Origin of the sequence: Pseudomonas sp. 7-41, from assembly GCF_021233075.1 — a bacterium.
Classification (GTDB): domain Bacteria; phylum Pseudomonadota; class Gammaproteobacteria; order Pseudomonadales; family Pseudomonadaceae; genus Aquipseudomonas; species Aquipseudomonas veronii.
Window position 1 is genome coordinate 462,024 of the sequence record NZ_CP089551.1, and the last position, 18,735, is coordinate 480,758.

Below are 18,735 nucleotides of genomic sequence, written 5' to 3' on the forward strand. Positions count from 1 at the left end.
GCTTGGAGTGTCGACCACGACAGGAGAGAGCGCTATGTTTCTCAGATCTGCGGTACTTGCCCTGAGTCTACTGATTGTCATCGCGTGTCAGCATCAGCCTCGACAAAGTGACCCACGGTTGCTGGTCGAAAACGCTTATATCCTCACCCTTGAACAGGGCCAGCGCGAACCGGTGAAGGGCTATTTGCTGGTTGACCACAAGGGTGTCATCAGCGAGCTGGCCGCCGGCAAACCGCCTGCTGGCCTGGTGGTACAACGCCGGCTCGATGCACAGGGGCAGTGGTTGTTGCCGGGATTTGTGTCGGCCCATAGTCACCTGTGGCAAAGCGGATTCTACGGTATTGCCGCCAACGATAATCTTGAAGGCTGGATTGACCGGCTCTATGGCGTGGAGGCGCCAAAGTTGGACGCTGCGCAGCTTTACCAGTTGACCCGGCGCGGTGCCACACAGCACCTGCAGAACGGTATAACCAGCGTGTTCAATTTCACCTACACCGGCGCCGATCGCAGCGGCGAAGTCGATCGCCAGCAATTACGCGGCGCGCTGGATGCCGGCTTACGCGTGGTGCATGGCCTCAATGTGCGTACAGTCAATGAAAGCTGGACGCCGGCAATGGCGCGTGAGCGCACGGCGGCCTTTCTGACGTGGGCCAGTGCTCAGCCCGAGTCGGGGCGTTACCTGGGCACGATGTTGGCGGGCGCCGCCGGATATGTCAGCGCGACGCCGGGTCAGGCACAGGTCGAGGGCGACTTGATGCGTGAGTTTTTCCTGGGCAACCAGCAGCATTACCTGGAGTCTGTGGTGGACTCAGCGGGAGAGCGCGCCCGCTATCCGTTGCTCGAGCAGGCCGGTATCGCCGGGCCGCACTTGATCTTCGGTCATTTCATTCATTCCACGCCCGAGCTGACCGCCATGGCGGTGCGGGCGGGGGTGGGTATGACCTGGAATCCAATGTCCAATGGGCGGCTGGGATCGGGAATGGCGGATGTGTTGGCCTATCGAGCGGCGGGCATGAAAGTCGGCATGGGCGTGGATGGCGAGGCCAGCGCCGACCGGGCCGACCCATTTGAAAACATGCGTATGGGCTTGTATCAAGTGCGCGCCAGGCAACAACGTGCGGCGGCGATGCAAGCCTATGAAGTGCTGCGCTTGCACACCCTGGGCAGTGCCGAGGTGCTCGGTATTGATTCGCAGGTGGGGAGTCTCAAGGTGGGCAAGCGTGCAGACATGCTCCTGTTGGACCCACGGGCTTTCACGCCCTGGCAGGAACCTTACGCCGCGCTGGTGTTTGCCGCGGGCGTGAAGGATATCCGGGAAGTATTCGTGGATGGCGTGTCATTGGCCCGATGAAGCGGCCGGCTTGCGCCACACGCTGGCCAGCCAGGGTTGCTGTTCCCGGGGCAGGCCGGCGGGGCGATAGTAATGCTCCAACTCCACAAACCCGGCGGCAGTCAGCAGGGCTTGCCAGGCCGTGAGGTCGTGATAGGCACCGTAGCGCGGCCCATTCCAGCCTTCGCGGTTGTCACCGCGTGGGTTGGAACTGAACAACACCCCGCCCGGTTTCAGCGCGCCATGCAGCTGCTTGAGCACACGCGGCAGTTCCTGCCTGGGAATGTGAAACAGCACCGCATTGGCAAAGATCCCGTCGAAGCGTGCGTTGGGTAGGTCCAGCTTCAGGAAGTCCTGCTGCAGCACCTCGCAGCCGCTGTCTTCGCGCGCCATCTGCGCAAAGCGCTCGGAGCCGTCGAGGCCCACGGCGATGTGGCCCATGCGCGTAAAGGTCTGCAAATCCCGCCCCGGCCCGCAGCCGAAGTCCAGCACGGTAAACGGCGCCGCGCCCTGGATATGCCGCAGCAGCGCGTCGATGTTCTGGCTCACATCGTGATCGCGGGTGCCTTCACGGAAGTCCTCGGCCACGCTGTTGTAGTGGTCGAGGGTAGTGACGGTGATCTGGTTGAGGTCGTCGGGGGCGAGTTTCATGGGGAGGCGCTTTGGAGGTGAAGTGCTGACTATATCCCATGTCCAGTTGACTGCCCCCTGAGACGGCTCTTCATTTGATGACTGCGCTTGAATTAATCAGTGAAATTTACGGAGTAGTACGACTCATTGGATAGGATTTGTAGACTCCGTAAAGAGGACATCAAGATGTAACTGTATTTGGGTTGGGGGATGTTGTTAACGATAGTTGTTGAATTTTGCCGGTGAAGCGGAGTTGCCGCTGCATCGCCAAGCGTGACGGCGGCCAGCGCCAACACCAGCGTCGCGCACCTGGCGCAGGTGGTTATAGTAGACATGGTATTCGCTCCTTGATTCGTCGCAGACAGTGTCGAGCCAATTAAACCCGCGTAAACCCCCTCCAACAACTGTCAACCTTTACAGGTCCAAACGAGTGCTCAGCGCGCCAACCGATCCCGACCCAACGATGGCCTACGCGATGATTGACGGGGTCATCATCGCCATGCTGCTGACGCTGCATGTGGCTTGGTACAAGATTCGCGAACCGAAGCAGGGCAGTTGAAAATGTGGGAGGGGGCTTGTATTACCAGGCCGTGACCGTCGAGGCCCGTGGCGATATGGTTCATGCGCGTAAAGGCGTGCCCTGAAGTAACGTCAGTATTGGACAAGCGATCTATAGAAAGTGCTAGCTTTCCAGTTAAAGATCGTTCCTTTGTTGAATGCGAAGGAGTTGTTAACGGTAGTTGTTGAATATTGCCCGTGAAGCGGAGTTGCCGCTGCATCGCCAAGCGTGACGGCAGCCAGCGCCAACACCAGCGTCGCGCACCTGGCGCAGGTGGTTATAGTAGACATGGTATTCGCTCCCTGATTCGTCGCAGACGGTGTCGAGCCGATTAAAGCTGCATAAACCCCCTCCAACAACTGTCAAGCTTGACAGGTCCAAACGAGTGCTCAGGGCTCGTTCAGCCCCCGCGCTTTGTGAATTAATCACAGTGATGAGTAAGGGGGGGGAGTCCACTCACACTACATGTCAGTCAGTGTCTATTTGTATTGGAGCTTCTGTATAAACACATTATTACCCCAGTTAAAGATCCCTCCTTTGTTGAACGTGAAGGAGTCGTTAACGGTAGTTGTTGAATATTGCCCGTGAAGCGGAATTGCCGCTGCATCGCCAAGCGTGACGGCGGCCAGCGCCAACACCAGCGTGGCGCACCTGGCGCAGGTGGTTACAGTGGACATGGTATTCGCTCCCTGATCCGTCGCAGACAGTGTCGAGCCGATTAAACCCGCGAAAACCCCCTCCAACAACTGTCAACCTTGACAGGTACAAACGAGTGCTCAGCGCTTGTTCAGCCCCCGCGCCAAGCGGTCTCCGCCCAGCTGAATCACCGCCACCAGCAGCACCAGCAGCACAATCACCGTGAGCATGATCTGCGTATCAAAGCGCTGATAACCATAGCGGTAGGCAATATCCCCCAACCCACCTGCACCAATCGCCCCAGCCATGGCCGAGGAGTTGATCATGGTCACCAGGGTGATGGTGAACCCGCCGACGATCCCCGGCAGCGCTTCGGGCAACAGTACGTGCCAGATGATGTGCCAGCGCCGGCAGCCCATGGCTTGTGCGGCTTCGATCAAGCCGTGGTCGACTTCGCGCAGGCTCACTTCGGCGATGCGCGCAAAGAACGGCGTCGCGGCGATGGTCAGCGGCACTACCGCCGCCCACACGCCGTAGGTGGTGCCGACGATCAGCCGGGTGAACGGGATCAGCGCCACCATCAGGATCAGAAACGGAATCGAGCGGAACAGATTGACGAACGCCCCCAGCACCCGGTTCAGCGCCGGAGCCTGGTAGATGCCGCCCTTGTCGCTGGTGACCAGGAACACCGCCAGCGGAATCCCCACCAGCAACGCGATCAGCGACGACACGCCGACCATCAACAGCGTGTCGATGGCGCCCTGCACTAAACGATCAAACCACATAACCCAGCACCTCCACCTGTTGTGCCCAATGCCCGGCGCGGCTGCGCAGTGTGTCGGGGTCATGGGGCGAGCCATTCACCGCCAGCAGCAATTGCCCCAGGGCATGCCCCTGAATCCGTTCCACGCCGCCTTGCAGCAAGCGCACGCGCCCGCCGAGGGCGCCGAACAGCGCGGCCAGGTCGGGTTCATCGGTGGCGCTGCCGGTGAACTGCAAGCGCAGTACCAGCGCGGCGTCAGCCGAGGCCGGCGTGGGTTGCAGGCGGCTTTGCAGTTCTTCCGACAGGCCGTGTTGCAGCGGCGCCAGCAGGGTTCGGCTGACCTCGTGCCGCGGGTTGCCGAATACTTCCCACACCGGGCCTTGCTCGACGATGCGCCCGTGTTCGAGCACCACCACGCGGTCGCAGATCTCGCGAATCACCGCCATCTCATGGGTGATCAACACGATGGTCAGGCCCAGCCGTTGGTTGATCTCGCGCAGCAGGCCGAGGATCGATTGGGTGGTCTCCGGGTCGAGGGCCGAGGTGGCCTCGTCGCACAGCAGAATCTCTGGGTCGTGGACCAGCGAACGGGCGATGCCCACGCGCTGTTTCTGCCCGCCGGAGAGTTGCGCCGGGTAGGCCTTGTGCTTGTCCTTCAGGCCCACCAGCTCCAGCAGTTCACGCACTTTCTGCTCGCGCTGCAACTTGGGGACGCCGGCGACTTTGAGCGGCAACTCGACGTTCTGCCACACGGTCTTGGCCGACATCAGGTTGAAGTGCTGGAAGATCATGCCGATGCGCCGCCGCAGCGCCACCAGGCGGTCTTCGTCGAACGCGCCGATGTCGACCTGATCGATCAGCACGCGCCCGCTGCTGGGCTGTTCCAGGCGGTTGATGGTGCGGATCAGCGACGACTTGCCGGCGCCGCTGCGGCCGATGATGCCGAACACTTCGCCGCGCTGGATCGCCAGGTCGATGCCTTGCAGCGCGTGTACCGTGCCGTCATAGGTCTTGCCCAGGTTGATAAAACGCACATGGGCGCGGTTGAGGTGCGGATGCAGTTCAGTCTGCTCGGCGTTCCTGGGTGGTGTGCCCAGGTCGCGCAGTTGGATGTTGGCGGCCCTCATGTTCAACCTTCCCAGCCGACTTGGTAGAGCTTGCCGAGGGATTTATCCAGGGCGGCGCGCACCACCGGCGAGTGCTGGTAGAGGTCGACGAACTTGATCACCCGCGGGTCGGTTTTGGCTTTCGGCTGGATCACGAACTGGATCACGTATTCCGGGTGGTCGAGGCCGTCGAACAGCAGCGCCGACTCGGCATCGAAGGTCTTGGACAGGCGGATATACGCCGGATAACCCTGCACCAGATCCGCATCGTCATAGGCGCGCACCAACTGCACGGCCTCGACTTGCAGGATCTTGAGCTGCTTCGGGTTGGCGATGATGTCTTCTTCGGTGGCCTTGTAACCCACGCCCGGCTTGAGCGTGATCAGCCCCGCCTTGGCCAACAGTTGCAGGCCGCGCCCGCTGTTGATCGGGTCGTTGGCAATCGCCACGCTGGCGCCTTGGGGCAGCTCGTTGAAGCTTTTGTATTTTTTCGAATACAGCCCGACGTTGTTGATGATGCCCGGCGCATACGGCACCAGATCAAACCCGGCGGCGGCCTTGGCGTTTTCCAGGAAGGGGATGTGCTGGAAGTAGTTCACGTCGATATCGCCGGCGGCCAGGCTGACGTTGGGCGCGATCCAGTCGGTGAATTCCACCAGTTCGACGTTCAAGCCTTGCTTGCCGGCCTCGGCCACGGCGGCTTCCAGGGGAATCGCGAAGGCCGCGGTGGTGCCGACTTTCAGCGGCGCGTCGGCGGCGAACAGCGTCGAACTGAACAGCCCGAAGGCCAGGGCCAGGGCTTTGACTGGGTGAGAGAGCAGGGTCTTTTTCATAGGTAGTTTCCAATGTGTAGGAGCGAGCTTGCTCGCGAAAAACTTGAGGGCGCTGCGGGGTATCAGAGGCCCCGCGTTATCGTTGACGATCTTCGCGAGCGAGCTCGCTCCTACAGGGGGCCGTGGCGGTAGGTGGAGCCGGTGTGTTGTTCGGGTAAGCGGGCGCCGCCGTGGAAGACTTTTTCCCGCAGCGTTCCAGTGTCGTAAGCGGTCTTGTACGACCCACGCCGCTGCAACTCCGGCACCACCAGGTCGATGAAGTCCACATAGCTTTCCGGGGTGACGATGCGTGTGAGGTTGAAGCCATCCAGCCCGGTTTCAGCGACCCAGGATTCCAGCTCGTCCGCCACTTGCTCGGGCGAACCGACCACGGTGATGTAGCGCCCGCCGAGGGCGTGCTGCTCGAGTAATTTGCGGCGGGTCCAATCGTTGTTCTGCAGGTGCTGGGTGGCGGACTGGATCGCGTTGCTCTTCACGTACTGGATCGGTTCGTCGAGGGCGTACTGGGAAAAATCGATCGCCGTGGACGCCGAGAAATGCGCCACGCCGGCTTCCGCGCTGGCATAGCTCAGGTACTCGGCATGCTTGGCCCAGGCCAGTTCCTCAGTGGCGCCAACGATCACGTTGAGGCCCATGAACACCTTGATGTCGTGCGGGTTGCGCCCGGCCGCCACCGCGCTGGCGCGCACCTTGTCCACCTGGAGCCGGGTGCTGGCCTTGTCCCGCCCGCTGATGAACACGCACTCGGCATGCCGTCCGGCGAACACCAGGCCACGCGCCGAAGTGCCAGCCTGGAACAGCAGCGGTGTGCGTTGCGGCGACGGTTCGCACAGGTGATAACCCTCCACCTGGTAGAACTCACCGTGGTGCTCGACTTTGTGCACCTTGCCCGGCTGCGCATACACCCGCGCCTGCGGATCGTTGAGCACGGCGTCGTCTTCCCAGCTGCCTTCCCAGAGTTTGTACAGCACCTGCAGATACTCGTCGGCCTGGTCATATCGCCGATCATGTTCGACCTGTTCGGTCAGGCCCATGGCCTTGGCGGCGCTGTCGAGGTAGCCGGTGACGATGTTCCAGCCGACCCGACCACGGCTCAGGTGGTCGAGCGTGGACATGCGCCGGGCGAACAGATACGGCGGCTCGTAGGTCAGGTTGGCGGTCAGGCCGAAACCGAGGTGTTGGGTCACGGCGGCCATGGCCGAGAGCAGCAGCAACGGGTCGTTGACCGGCAGTTGGATCGACTCTTTGAGCGGCACGTCGATGGCGTCCTGGTACACGTCGTAGACGCCGACGATATCGGCAATGAACAACCCGTCGAACAGCCCGCGCTCCAGGGTTCGCGCCAGGTCGGTCCAATACTCGAGGGTTTTGTACTGGGTGGACGTGTCCCGCGGGTGCGTCCACAAGCCGTGATTGATATGCCCGATGCAGTTCATGTTGAAGGCATTGAGCAGGATTTTTTTCTTCGCCATTCAGATGGTCCCCCGCAGTGGCGGTTTTTCATCGTTGAGGTAGTAATTACCCACGGCGTGGTACTTCCAGCGCACCGGGTCGTGCAGGGTATGCACGCGGGCGTTGCGCCAGTGGCGATCGAGGCCGTGCTCGGCCAGGGTCGCCTGGCTGCCGGCCAGTTCGAACAGCGTGCTGCCGGCCGCCAGGGAAATTTCGGTACTCAGGGCGCGTGCTTCGGCGACCGCGATCGAGGCGGCGGCCACGGTCTCGGCGTGGCTGTCGGCCTGGGCGCGGTCGAGAAACTCGCCCGCGCGCTCCAGCAAGGCTTCGGCGGCGTGCAGGCGAATGCTCAAGTGGCCGAAGCTCTTCAGCGTCAGTGGGTCTTCGCTGGCCTTGTCGCTGCCGGAGTCGATCCACGGGCGGGTCTTGGTGCGTACAAAGTGCAGCGCGTCCTCGAAGGCGGCGCGGGCGATGCCGGTGTCGATGGCGGCGTGGAGGATCTGCGCCAGCGGGCCGACGGTGGTCGGGCGTTCGAAGGCGCTCTGGAACGGGAGCACGTCGTGCGCTGCGACCCGCACGTTGTCGAACACCACCGAACCGCTGCCGGTGGTGCGCTGGCCGAAGCCGCTCCAGTCGTCGATCACCGTCAGGCCCGCGCTGTCGCGGGGCACGAAGGCCAGGTGCTGGATGCCGTTTTCGTCCACCACGGAGGTCGGGATACGTTGCGCGTAGATCGCGCCGGTGGCGTAGAACTTGCGGCCGTTGATCCGAAAACCGTCGCCGTCGCGGGTGAGGCGGGTCACGCGGTCGTGGGCGGTCTTGGTGCCCAGTTCCGCCAGGGCGTTGCCGAAGCGCTGGCCGGCCAGCACCTCGGCGTACAGGCGTTGTTGCTGCGCGGGGCTGCCGTTCACGCGCAGCACTTCGAGGGCGTAGAAATGGTTTTGCGGGATCTGGCCCAGCGAGGCGTCGGCCTGGGCGATCAGCGCGATGACCTTGGCCAGGGTGACGTTGGACACGCCAGCGCCGCCGTAGGCTTTCGGCACGCTGATGCCCCACAGGCCGGAGCGCGAAAATACGTCCAGTTCGGGCAGCGGCAGGCGGCGCTCGCGGTCGCGCTGGGCGCTGTCACGGCGCAGGTCTTCAGCCAGGTCGCTGGCGACAATCAGGGCTTGTTCGTCGCTGGTGATGAGCGCGACGTGGGTAGATAAAGTCATCGGTGTTCTCCAGAAGCGCGTGGAAAAAGTGTTCTGGGCGGTTAGATCCAGGAGTGACGAGCCGGCAATGTGCCGTTCAGGCGATAAGCGCCCACCGCGTGATACTTCCAGCGCACCGGGTCGTGCAAGGTGTGGACCCGGGCATTGCGCCAGTGGCGGTCGAGGTTGAATTCGGCGAGGGTGGCGCGGCTGCCGGCCAGTTCGAAGAGTTTTTCGCTGGCCAGCAGCGACACTTCGGTGGTCAACACCTTGGCCTCGGCCACGGCAATCGAGGCGCGTGCGGCGGACTGCGCGGTGATCGGCGCGGCGCTGACCTGGTCCAGCACCTGGCCGGCCTTGCGCAGCAGGGCTTCGGCGGCGTGCAGTTCGATCTTCAATTTGCCGATGTCGGCGATCACATACAGGTCATCGCTGGCGCGTTCGACCTTGGCGTCGATCCATGGGCGTGAGCGCTCGCGGACGAACGCAATGGCGTCATCCAGCGCGCCACGGGCAATGCCGGCATCGATGGCTGCCTGGATCAATTGCGAGACCGCGCCCTGGATATTCGGGCTTTGGCCGAGGCGCCAGTTTTCGACCACCAGCTCTGCGTCCACCGGCACCCGGTCGAGCAGCACGGTGCCGCTGGCGGTGGTGCGTTGGCCGAAGCCGGACCAGTCGTCGACGATGCGCAGTCCTTGCGTGCCACGGCGCACAAATGCCATGACCTGCTTGCCGTCGTCGTTCAGCGCCTTCACCGCGACCCAATGGGCGAACAGGGCGCCGGTGGAGTAGAACTTCTGGCCGCTGATCACGTAACCGTCGCCTTCGGCGCTGATCCGCGCCTTGAGCTCCAGGGTGTTTTTGGTGCCGCGCTCCGGGCCGCCGTTACCGATGCGCCAGCCGTCGAGCACGCTCTGGAACAGCTGTTTTTTCTGGCGCTCGGTGGCCGCGCCCTGCAGCAGGTGCAGGATGCCGAAATGGTTTTGCGGGATCTGCCCGAGGGCCGGGTCGGCCGCGCTGATGATCGCGAAGACTTCGGCCAGGGTGGTGAACGACACCTGCGGGCCGCCGTACTCGCGGGGAATGGAAATACTGCCCAGACCACTGCGGGTGAATTGCTCGATCTGCGCCCAGGGCAGCTTGCGCTGCTGGTCGCGCTTGGCGGCCTGTACGCGCGCGGCCTGGGCCAACTCATGGGCCGCGCTCAGCGCTTGGGCATCGTTGCGCAGCACAACGGCCGGCAACAGCAGGGGGGCGACGTCCAGATCACTCTGGGGGGGTGTTAGAGCCAAGTTAGACATCAGCGCCGCTCCTTGGCTGCACGTAATGCCCTGGCGTTATGCACCGGGGTAATTCTGACCATACCGACCTCGCATTCAATGAAATGGAAACAAAACAATCAGGAATGTCCGGTGGTCCGGTTTATATACCCTAAACGTGTTAAATATTTAAATAAACTAACTTTTAGGAATATGCATAGAAGGGCCGTTACCCACGCTTCAGGGGCGACGCGGTTGATAGATCTGCGCGGCGCTGGAAGGGCGCTTCGGCGTCGCCGGCACATAGGCGGCGATGCGCAGTGTGCGGGCCGGCGCCCAGCGTGAGTTATTGCCCACCCGATCGAGAATGCAGTACGTGACGTCCAGCCGGCTGTCGTCGCCGGCTTCGATGATGATCGCCGACGGCACCCACACCTGCACCGCGATGCCGACGGCTCGGGCCTGGATTTTCGGCAGGTCCAGGCGCGCATCGCCCCAGCGCAGGGTGATGGCGTCGCCGCGGGTCATGTTCAGGTAGGGTTCGATGGTCAGCGGAATACCGCGCCGCACCTGGCTGCTGTTGACGCCGTAGCGACGAATCATGTCGGGCAGGCCCACAGGGGCGAGGTTCTGGTTTTCGTCGCTGTACAGCGCGCTCGGTTGGCCGCCCGGGTAGTTGGTCTTGACCTGCACCGTGGTCACCGCTGAGCGTGCGGGGCCGTGGCCGATCTGCATGACCTGGTAGTGAACCCGTGCATGGCCGTCCTGCACAAAGCTTTCCGGCACCCGCAGTTGGGTGGCGGTGCCGACCTTGCACGCGGTGACACGCCGCGAGTCGGCAAAGCAGTTGTTCCAGAACAGCTCGATCAGGTCACCCTCATCCATGCCGGGGTAGGGCGCGATGTCGACTTGCAGCTGTGTGGCGGCCAGGGCGTTGATGCCGTTGCCAAGTGCCTGGGGCAGGGTCGGGGCAGTGAGCAGGGCCGGGGTTGCGGTGCGCGTCATAGTAATCTCCTTGATGCAGCCAGCAGCAATCGTTCCGGACCCTTGGCGCGGGAACGCGACGGGGGCCGAAAGGAACGATTCAGTGAAAAGCCGGGATAGGATCCAATCCTCTGGGCGCTAGATAAGAGCGTTGGCCGGAGGGCGTCAATGGCGGCAAAAGGCTAAACGGCGGGTTTGGGACGATTCAGAACGGTCTGACTGGGCGCGGGAATTTCGGGGGTGGCGCGGGGGCTGTTTTACCCAGGCAGGCCGGGCGTGTGCGGGAGCGGGCTCCCCCACACGCGTTGTGCTGCCGGTGGGCGCGCGTCAATGCGCGAGAAACTTGCTCAGGAACTGTTTCGTGCGTTCTTCCCTGGGGTTGGCGAACAACGCCTTGGCCTCGCCTTGCTCCACGATCACCCCTTTGTCGAAGAAGATCACCCGGTTGGCGACATCCCGGGCAAAGCTCATTTCGTGGGTGACGATCACCATGGTGCGGTTTTCTTCGGCCAGGCTGCGAATGGTCGCCAGCACTTCGCCCACCAGTTCCGGGTCGAGGGCCGAGGTGGGTTCGTCGAACAGGATCACCTCCGGCTCCATGGCCAACGCCCGGGCAATCGCCACGCGCTGTTGCTGGCCGCCGGAGAGGCGCCGAGGGTAGGCGTCTTCCTTGCCGGCCAGGCCGACCCGCGCCAACAGCGTGCGGCCCAGGGCGGTCGCGGCCTCGCGGGGCATCTTCTTGACCACGGTCGGGCCTTCGATGACGTTTTCCAGCGCGGTGCGGTGCGGGAACAGGTTGAAGTTCTGGAACACAAAACCCACGTGCTGGCGCAGGCGCCGCACCAGGCCCTGTTGCTGGTTGAGCGGCTTGCTGCTGTCGATCTCGATGTCACCGACCTTGATGCGACCGCTGGTGGGGGTTTCGAGGAAGTTCAGGCAGCGCAGGAACGTGGTCTTGCCGGAGCCGCTGGGGCCGATGATGGCGACGACTTCGCCTTCCTTGACCTCCAGGTCGATGCCGTTGAGCACCACCTGGCCGTTGAATTGTTTGGTCAGTTTTTCAACCACGATCATGCTTCAAGACTCCAGGTCATGCCGGTTGACCCGGTCTTCCAGACGATTTTGAAAATGCGCCAGGATGCTTGCCAGGACCCAGTAGATCAGGGCGGCGGACAGATACATGGTGAAGATTTCGAAGGTGCGCGCCGACACCAGTTGCGCCTGGCGGAACAGCTCGGGCACCTGGATGGTGGCCGCCAGCGCGGTGTCCTTGACCAGCGAAATAAAGCTGTTGCCCAGCGGCGGCAACGCGGTACGCATCGCTTGCGGCAGGATGGCCCGACGCAGGGTCTGCGCGCGGGTCATGCCGATACTGGCCGCGGCTTCCCACTGGCCGCGCTCGATGGACGCGATGGCGGCACGCAGGATTTCACAGGCGTAGGCGGCCATGTTCAGCGAGAAGCCGATCATGGCGGCCGGGATCGGGTCCAGCTCGATGCCCACTTGCGGCAAGCCGTAGTAGATCAGGAACAGTTGCACCAGCAGGGGCGTGCCGCGAAAGAACGACACGTAGACGCGAGCGACCCCACGCAGCAGCATGAAGCGCGACAGGCGCATCAAGGCCAGGCCGAAGCCCAGCAGCAAGCCGAAAAACATCCCGCCGAGGCTGAGGATTACCGTGAAATACGCGCCCTTGAGCAGAAAGGGCGCGGAGTCCAGCGCGAGTTGGAAACCTGCTTCCATTATTGAGTGACGTCAGCGTTGAAGTACTTCTCGGACAGCTTCTTCAAGGTGCCGTCGGCGCGCAGTTTGTCGAGCGCCTTGTTCACGGCCTCGAGCAATTCCGGCTCGCCTTTGCGCAGGGCAATACCGGCTTCCTGGCGGGAGAAGGCGTCGCCGGCGGCGGCAGTGTCCTTGGCTTTCTTGGCGTATTCGAGTGCGGCGAGGCGGTCGATCAGAATCGCGTCGATGCGGCCGATGCGCAGGTCCTGGAACTTGGTGGGGTCATCGTTGTAGGTCTTGATGATGGCTTTGGGCTGATTGTCCTTGAGCCATTGTTCGTAGTTGGTGCCCAGGCCCACGCCGACTTTCTTGCCGGCCAGGTCGTCGGCGGTCTTGATGGTGTCGACGTTTTTGGCCAGGGTCAGGGCCTGTATGCCGGAGACGGTATAAGGCTTGGAGAAGTCGTACTTCTTCTTGCGCTCTTCGGAGATGGTCACTTGGTTGACGACCGCATCCAGGCGCTTGGATTCCAGGGCGGCGAGGATGCCGTCCCATGGCGTGGCCTGCAGTTTGACCTTGACGCCCAGCTCCTTGGCCAGCGCCTCCGACAGCTCGACCTCGAAACCGCTGAGCTTGCCGCTTTCGTCGACAAAGCTGAACGGTGGGTAAGTGCCTTCGAGACCGATCTTGATCTCACCGGCTTTCTTGATGTTGCCCAACTGTTCGCCAGCCACGGCCTGGCCCAACCAACCAGCGCCGAGGGCCAGGCCCAGAGTGCCGACCAGCAATGTGCGACGGAATACAGAAATAGTCATGAAGAGCCCCTGTGTTGTTATGTTGAGCGAAGCAGGTGACGCGGTAGACGTATCCTGCCTTAAAGCGCGTAGCGCGTCTTCGCCTACGGCGCGATGATAAAGCCGGTTTTTAAGACTTGAAAATAATATAAATCTAAATTGATATTCTATTTTTGAATATGTGCTTGGTCCAATGTGGGAGGGGGCTTACCCCCGATAGGGCCGTGTCAGTTTATGCATGTATCACTGACCCACCGCTATCGGGGGCAAGCCCCCTCCCACATGTTGATCCCTGTTTATTCAGTTAAATACGGCGTTGTAAGCAAACAACGCTGGCGCCCCACCGGTATGCAGGAAAATGATCGGGCCATCCTCAAAGCGCTGACGCCCGATACCGTCCAGCAAGCCGGCCATGGCCTTGCCAGTGTAGACCGGGTCGAGCAGCAAGCCTTCCTGGCTCGCCAATAGCTTGACCGCTGAAAGGGTGCCGGCGTTCGGTTCACCATAACGCGGGCCGAAGTATTCGTCCCACAGGATCACCTTGAAGGCCTCGGGGATGTCCACACCGAGCAACGCGGCGGTGCGCTCGGCCAGGCCCTGCACTTTCGGGCGTTGGGCTTCGTCGGTGCGCGACACGGTAACGCCGACGACCGGCAAGTTCGGCAGCACTTCGCTCAACGCCAGGGCCAGGCCACTGTGGGTGCCCGCACTGCCCGAGGCCAAGACCACGGCGGCGAATTCCAGACCGCTGTCTTCGATCTGCGCAGCCAGTTCCAGCCCGGCCCGCACATAACCCAGGGCGCCGAGCGCATTGGAGCCGCCGATGGGCACCAGGTACGGCTTCTTGCCGTTGCTGCGCAGGCGATCGGCGAGGGCGTTGAGCTGGTCGTCGGCGTTGTCGAGGTTCTCTACCAACTCGACCTTGGCGTCGAACAGGTCCAGCAGCAGGCGGTTGCCGTTGCCGAGGTAGTTGGGGTCTTCGGTGCCGGTGGGATTTTCCAGCAGAGCGACGCAGCCCAGGCCCAGCTTGGCGGCCAGCGCGGCGGTCTGGCGCACGTGGTTGGACTGGATGGCCCCGGCGGTCACCAGGGTATCGGCGCCCTGGGCGATGGCATCGGCCGCCAGGTATTCGAGTTTGCGCAGCTTGTTGCCGCCCATGGCCAGCGGTGTGGTGTCGTCGCGCTTGACGTAGATGTCCCTGCCCAGCCAGGTCGACAGCCGCTCGAGTTTTTCCAGGGCAGTGGCGCCGCCCAGCAGTTCCAGGCGGTTAAAACGGTCGAGCTGTTGTTTGATCATGGCTACGCACGGTTGCTAAGTGATGGGGCGACTATAGGCAGGCACTTTTCATCGGGCAACCGCCAATCGTTTATGCTTGATGGTTCTTAGCATTGCACCATTGGTTCTTAAGAGCAGCCGGGGTGCCTATCGTAAAGTGATGGCCATTTTGTCAGGAGTGAATACCGTGAGTGAGCGTTCCAGTCATTGGCAATTACCCACCATTGTCAGCCAACTGCGCAGCGCGCGGGACCAGTGGCGAGCGCGCAATGGCCGCATGAGTGGCGAGCACGGCGGTCGTGAGCTGCCTTCGCGCGATGCCGTGGCGCAGATCCTCGAAGCGCTGTGCGGCGCGCTGTTTCCGATGCGCCTGGGGCCGGTGGACCTGCGTGAGGAAAGTGAAGATTTCTACGTCGGCCACACCCTCGACGTCGCTTTGAATGCTTTGCTCGGCCAAGCGCGCCTGGAACTGCGCTACGCCGCGCGCCAGAGCGGCCAGGATGACAGTGAGGTCGACGCCCGCGCCATCCGCCTGATCCAGGATTTCGCCCTGGCCTTGCCGTCCCTGCGTAGCCTGTTGGACACCGATGTGCTGGCCGCCTACCACGGCGACCCGGCTGCGCGCAGTGTGGATGAAGTGCTGCTGTGCTATCCGGGGATACTGGCGGTGATTCACCATCGCCTGGCCCATCATCTGTACCGCGCCGGCCTGCCGTTGTTGGCGCGCATCAGCGCGGAGATCGCCCACTCGGCCACCGGCATCGACATACACCCCGGCGCGCAGATCGGCCCGAGTTTCTTTATCGACCACGGCACGGGTGTGGTGATTGGCGAAACCGCGATCATCGGCGAGCGCGTGCGTATCTACCAGGCGGTGACGTTGGGCGCCAAGCGCTTCCCGGCGGATGAGGACGGGCAGTTGCAGAAAGGCCATCCACGCCATCCGATCGTCGAGGACGACGTGGTGATCTATGCCGGGGCGACGATCCTCGGGCGGATCACCATCGGCAAGGGCTCGACCATTGGCGGCAACGTGTGGCTGACCCGCAGCGTACCGGTGGGGGCGAACATCACGCAGGCGAATCTGCAGCATGACGACGGCACCCAAAAGTAACGCACGCCCTTAAACATCACACACAAACTTGTGGGAGGGAGCTTGCTCCCGATAGCGGTGGGCCGCTCAATGCCTGTGCTGGCTGACCCACCACAATCGGGGGCAAGCCCCCTCCCACAGGGTGACTGCGTTTCAAATGTGAGCGGTGTTTGAGTCGGCAACCGCTGGATGATTTGCCTCGTTCAATCACCTACCCCTCAGCCTTGCGGCTCATCCATGTTCAATTTATCAGCATGACGACGGCACCCAAAAGATCACACAAAACCCTGTGGGAGGGAGCTTGCTCCCGATTGCGGTGGGCCGCCCAATGCATGTGCTGGCTGACCCACCGCAATCGGGGGCAAGCCCCCTCCCACAGGTTGACTGCGTTTCAAATGTGAACCGTATTTGAGCCTGCAACCGCTGGATGATTTGCCTCGTTCAATCACCTACCCCTCAGCCTTGCGGCCTATCGATCACACAAAACCCTGTGGGAGGGAGCTTGCTCCCGATAGCGGTGGGCCGCTCAATGCATGTGCTGGCTGACCCACCGCAATCGGGGGCAAGCCCCCTCCCACAGGGTGACTGTATTTCAAATGTGAGGGGTATTTCAGTCGGCAACCGCTGGATGATTTGCCTCGTTCAATCACCTACCCCTCAGCCTGCGGCCTATCCATGTTCAATTCCTCAGCATGACGACGGCACCCAAAAGATCACACAAAACCCTGTGGGAGGGAGCTTGCTCCCGATAGCGGTGGGCCGCTCAATGCATGTGTTGGCTGACCCACCGCAATCGGGGGCAAGCCCCCTCCCACAGGTTGACTGCGTTTCAAATGTGAGCGGTATTTCAGTCGGCAACCGCTGAACGATTTGCCTCGCCCAGGCGTCATACCAGTCCTTGAGCTAGTGTAGGAATCACCTACCACTCAGCCCTGCGATTAGTCCAAAACCGCCTATCCATGTTTAACTTGAACGTTCGTTCAAGTTAAATCGGTGGTTCGCTGCCCGCTCACAACAGGAGGCTTACCTTTGCTGAGTCCGTTATTCACAGCCACATCTCACACCTCAGGGGTGCATCGTTCATGAGTGCATCGACCACCCCACCCAGCGGTCTGGTGCGTATGAATGCGCCCGTGTTCTATTTCGCCGCAAGCTTCATCCTGCTGTTTGGCATCACCGTCATCGCCATCCCGCAACAGGCCGGTGCCTGGTTGCTGGCGGCGCAAAACTGGGCGGCCAATACGGTCGGCTGGTACTACATGCTCGCGATGACTCTGTATCTGGTCTTCGTGGTGGTCACCGCGCTATCGGGCTACGGCAAGATAAAACTCGGTGCCGACCACGACGAGCCCGAGTTCAGTTACCTGTCCTGGGCCGGCATGCTGTTCGCCGCCGGGATCAGCATCACGCTGTTTTTCTTTTGCGTCTCCGAGCCGCTGACGCACCTGGTGCAACCGCCCCAGGGCGCGGCGATGAACGCCGATGCCGCGCGCCAGGCCATGCAGATCCTGTTTCTGCACTGGGGCCTGCATGGCTGGGGCGTGTTCGCCTTTGTCGGCATGGCCCTCGCGTACTTCGCCTACCGGCATAACCTGCCGCTGGCGTTGCGTTCGGCGCTGTACCCGCTGATCGGCAAGCGCATCAACGGCCCGATCGGCTACGCGGTGGACGGCTTCGGCATCATCGCCACGGTGTTCGGCCTCGGTGCCGACATGGGCTTCGGTGTGCTGCACCTCAACGCCGGGTTGGATTACCTGTTTGGCATTGCCCACACCCAGTGGATCCAGGTCGGCCTGATCACCCTGATGATGGGTGCGGCGATCCTGGTGGCGGTGGCCGGCGTGGACAAGGGCGTGCGCGTGATGTCCGACATCAACATGCTGCTGGCCTGTGCGCTGCTGCTGTTCGTGTTGTTCGCCGGGCCCACCCAGCACTTGCTCAACACCCTGATCCAGAACATCGGCGACTACCTCGGCGCACTGCCGACCAAGAGTTTCGACGTCTACGCCTACGACAAGCCGAGCGACTGGCTGGGTGGCTGGACCGTGTTCTACTGGGCCTGGTGGATTGCCTGGTCGCCGTTCGTGGGCCTGTTTATCGCGCGTATTTCCCGTGGCCGCACCATCCGCGAATTCGTGTTTGGCGTGCTGCTGATCCCGCTGGGTTTCACCCTGGCGTGGATGTCGATCTTCGGCAACAGCGCCATCGACCAGGTGCTCAATCACGGGATGACGGCGCTCGGCCAGTCGGCCATCGATGACCCGTCGATGAGCCTCTACCTGCTGCTGGAAACCTACCCGTGGAGCAAGACGGTGATCGCGGTCACGGTGTTTATCAGCTTCGTGTTCTTCGTCACCTCCGCCGACTCCGGCACCGTGGTGCTGTCCACGCTGTCATCCAAAGGCGGTAACGCCGATGAAGACGGGCCGAAGTGGCTGCGGGTGTTCTGGGGCGCGATGACCGCGCTGGTGACCAGTGCCTTGCTGTTTGCCGGCAGTATCGATTCGCTGAAATCGGCGGTGGTGCTGACCTCGTTGCCGTTCTCGTTGATCCTGCTGCTGATGATGTGGGGGCTGCACAAAGCCTTCTACCTCGAATCGCAGAAGCAGATCGCCCAACTGCATTCGTTGGCCCCGGTGTCCGCGGCGCGCAAGGGCCGTGGCGGTTGGCGCCAGCGTTTGAGCCAGGCGGTGCATTTCCCGTCGCGCGACGAGGTGTACCGCTTCCTTGAGTCGACGGTACGCCCGGCGATTGAAGAAGTGACCGCTGTGTTCGTCGAGAAGGGCCTGAATGTGGTGACCCAGCCTGACCCGTCCAACGACAGCGTCAGCCTGGAAATCGGCCATGGCGAAGAGCATCCGTTCGTTTATCAGGTACAAATGCGCGGGTACTTCACACCGTCGTTTGCCCGTGGCGGCATGGGTTCCAAGGAGCTCAACAACCGTCGCTACTACCGGGCCGAAGTCCACTTGAGCGAGGGCAGCCAGGACTACGATCTGGTGGGCTATACCAAGGAGCAGGTCATCAACGATATTCTCGACCAGTACGAGCGCCACCTGCAGTTCCTGCATTTGGTGCGTTGATGTTCCAGGCCCTGCTCCCG

Annotated in this window: 18 protein-coding genes; 4 read left to right on the top strand and 14 right to left on the bottom strand. The window is 62.2% G+C overall.

The features are described from left to right. Positions 1–34 precede the first annotated feature (34 nt). Positions 35–1,351 carry an amidohydrolase family protein gene (locus LQ249_RS02015; protein WP_232566152.1) on the top strand — a complete coding sequence of 439 codons (1,317 nt, stop codon included), beginning with the start codon at positions 35–37 and terminating at the stop codon, positions 1,349–1,351. Here the strand turns inward: LQ249_RS02015 and LQ249_RS02020 are convergent. Next, positions 1,337–1,981 carry a class I SAM-dependent methyltransferase gene (locus LQ249_RS02020; RefSeq protein ID WP_232566153.1) on the bottom strand — a complete coding sequence of 215 codons (645 nt, stop codon included), beginning with the start codon at positions 1,979–1,981 and terminating at the stop codon, positions 1,337–1,339. The two genes, LQ249_RS02015 and LQ249_RS02020, sit on opposite strands and share 15 nt — an antisense overlap. A gap of 409 nt (positions 1,982–2,390) precedes the next feature. On the opposite strand from LQ249_RS02020, the gene LQ249_RS31480 reads away from it, so the two are divergent. Then, positions 2,391–2,519 (top strand): hypothetical protein, encoded by a 129-nt coding sequence (locus tag LQ249_RS31480; RefSeq protein WP_262376866.1) that lies wholly within the window; start codon positions 2,391–2,393, stop codon positions 2,517–2,519. A gap of 92 nt (positions 2,520–2,611) precedes the next feature. Here the strand turns inward: LQ249_RS31480 and LQ249_RS02025 are convergent, their stop codons facing one another. The 13 genes from LQ249_RS02025 to LQ249_RS02085 form a co-directional block, all read right to left on the bottom strand. Then, positions 2,612–2,809, bottom strand: a complete 198-nt coding sequence (locus tag LQ249_RS02025; RefSeq protein ID WP_156180012.1) for a hypothetical protein — start codon at positions 2,807–2,809, stop codon at positions 2,612–2,614. A gap of 189 nt (positions 2,810–2,998) precedes the next feature. Then, complete coding sequence (locus tag LQ249_RS02030; RefSeq protein ID WP_232566154.1) at positions 2,999–3,196, bottom strand: hypothetical protein; 198 nt, start codon at positions 3,194–3,196, stop codon at positions 2,999–3,001. 99 nt (positions 3,197–3,295) lie between these two features. Beyond that, on the bottom strand, positions 3,296–3,940 hold the full coding sequence (locus tag LQ249_RS02035; protein ID WP_010214125.1) for a methionine ABC transporter permease: 645 nt from the start codon (positions 3,938–3,940) through the stop codon (positions 3,296–3,298). Next, a complete protein-coding gene (locus LQ249_RS02040; protein ID WP_232566155.1) occupies positions 3,930–5,045 on the bottom strand; it encodes a methionine ABC transporter ATP-binding protein in 1,116 nt (371 codons plus the stop codon). The genes LQ249_RS02035 and LQ249_RS02040 overlap by 11 nt, the downstream gene beginning before the upstream one ends. A gap of 2 nt (positions 5,046–5,047) precedes the next feature. Next, positions 5,048–5,857 (bottom strand): MetQ/NlpA family ABC transporter substrate-binding protein, encoded by an 810-nt coding sequence (locus LQ249_RS02045; protein WP_102617773.1) that lies wholly within the window; start codon positions 5,855–5,857, stop codon positions 5,048–5,050. 110 nt (positions 5,858–5,967) lie between these two features. Further along, the gene (locus LQ249_RS02050; protein ID WP_177030239.1) at positions 5,968–7,329 is read right to left on the bottom strand and encodes an LLM class flavin-dependent oxidoreductase; all 1,362 of its coding nucleotides are present in this window, start codon (positions 7,327–7,329) and stop codon (positions 5,968–5,970) included. Continuing rightward, on the bottom strand, positions 7,330–8,523 hold the full coding sequence (locus LQ249_RS02055; RefSeq protein ID WP_057005860.1) for an SfnB family sulfur acquisition oxidoreductase: 1,194 nt from the start codon (positions 8,521–8,523) through the stop codon (positions 7,330–7,332). It abuts the gene before it with no gap. A gap of 41 nt (positions 8,524–8,564) precedes the next feature. Then, positions 8,565–9,806, bottom strand: coding sequence for an SfnB family sulfur acquisition oxidoreductase (locus LQ249_RS02060; RefSeq protein ID WP_126587740.1), 1,242 nt, complete (start codon positions 9,804–9,806; stop codon positions 8,565–8,567). A 198-nt stretch (positions 9,807–10,004) separates the two neighbouring features. Further along, entirely contained in the window at positions 10,005–10,769 is a 765-nt protein-coding gene (locus LQ249_RS02065; RefSeq protein ID WP_104904127.1) for a hypothetical protein, read from the bottom strand. Positions 10,770–11,075: 306 nt separating this feature from the next. Then, on the bottom strand, positions 11,076–11,822 hold the full coding sequence (gene tcyN / locus LQ249_RS02070) for an L-cystine ABC transporter ATP-binding protein TcyN (RefSeq protein ID WP_046385059.1): 747 nt from the start codon (positions 11,820–11,822) through the stop codon (positions 11,076–11,078). Between the two features lie 3 nt (positions 11,823–11,825). Then, positions 11,826–12,491: a cystine ABC transporter permease gene (gene tcyL, locus LQ249_RS02075; RefSeq protein WP_017848588.1), complete on the bottom strand. Its 666-nt coding sequence runs from the start codon at positions 12,489–12,491 to the stop codon at positions 11,826–11,828. Beyond that, positions 12,491–13,285: a cystine ABC transporter substrate-binding protein gene (gene tcyJ / locus LQ249_RS02080; RefSeq protein ID WP_017848587.1), complete on the bottom strand. Its 795-nt coding sequence runs from the start codon at positions 13,283–13,285 to the stop codon at positions 12,491–12,493. Before tcyJ ends, tcyL begins: the two co-directional genes overlap by 1 nt. A 279-nt stretch (positions 13,286–13,564) precedes the next feature. After that, positions 13,565–14,560, bottom strand: coding sequence for a D-cysteine desulfhydrase (locus LQ249_RS02085; protein ID WP_046385058.1), 996 nt, complete (start codon positions 14,558–14,560; stop codon positions 13,565–13,567). Between the two features lie 166 nt (positions 14,561–14,726). Here LQ249_RS02085 and epsC point away from each other — a divergent pair, with 166 nt between their 5' ends. After that, the gene (gene epsC / locus LQ249_RS02090) at positions 14,727–15,653 is read left to right on the top strand and encodes a serine O-acetyltransferase EpsC (protein WP_108526209.1); all 927 of its coding nucleotides are present in this window, start codon (positions 14,727–14,729) and stop codon (positions 15,651–15,653) included. Positions 15,654–16,753: 1,100 nt separating this feature from the next. Next, positions 16,754–18,715 (top strand): choline transporter BetT, encoded by a 1,962-nt coding sequence (gene betT, locus LQ249_RS02095; protein ID WP_017848584.1) that lies wholly within the window; start codon positions 16,754–16,756, stop codon positions 18,713–18,715. Positions 18,716–18,735: the final 20 nt, after the last annotated feature.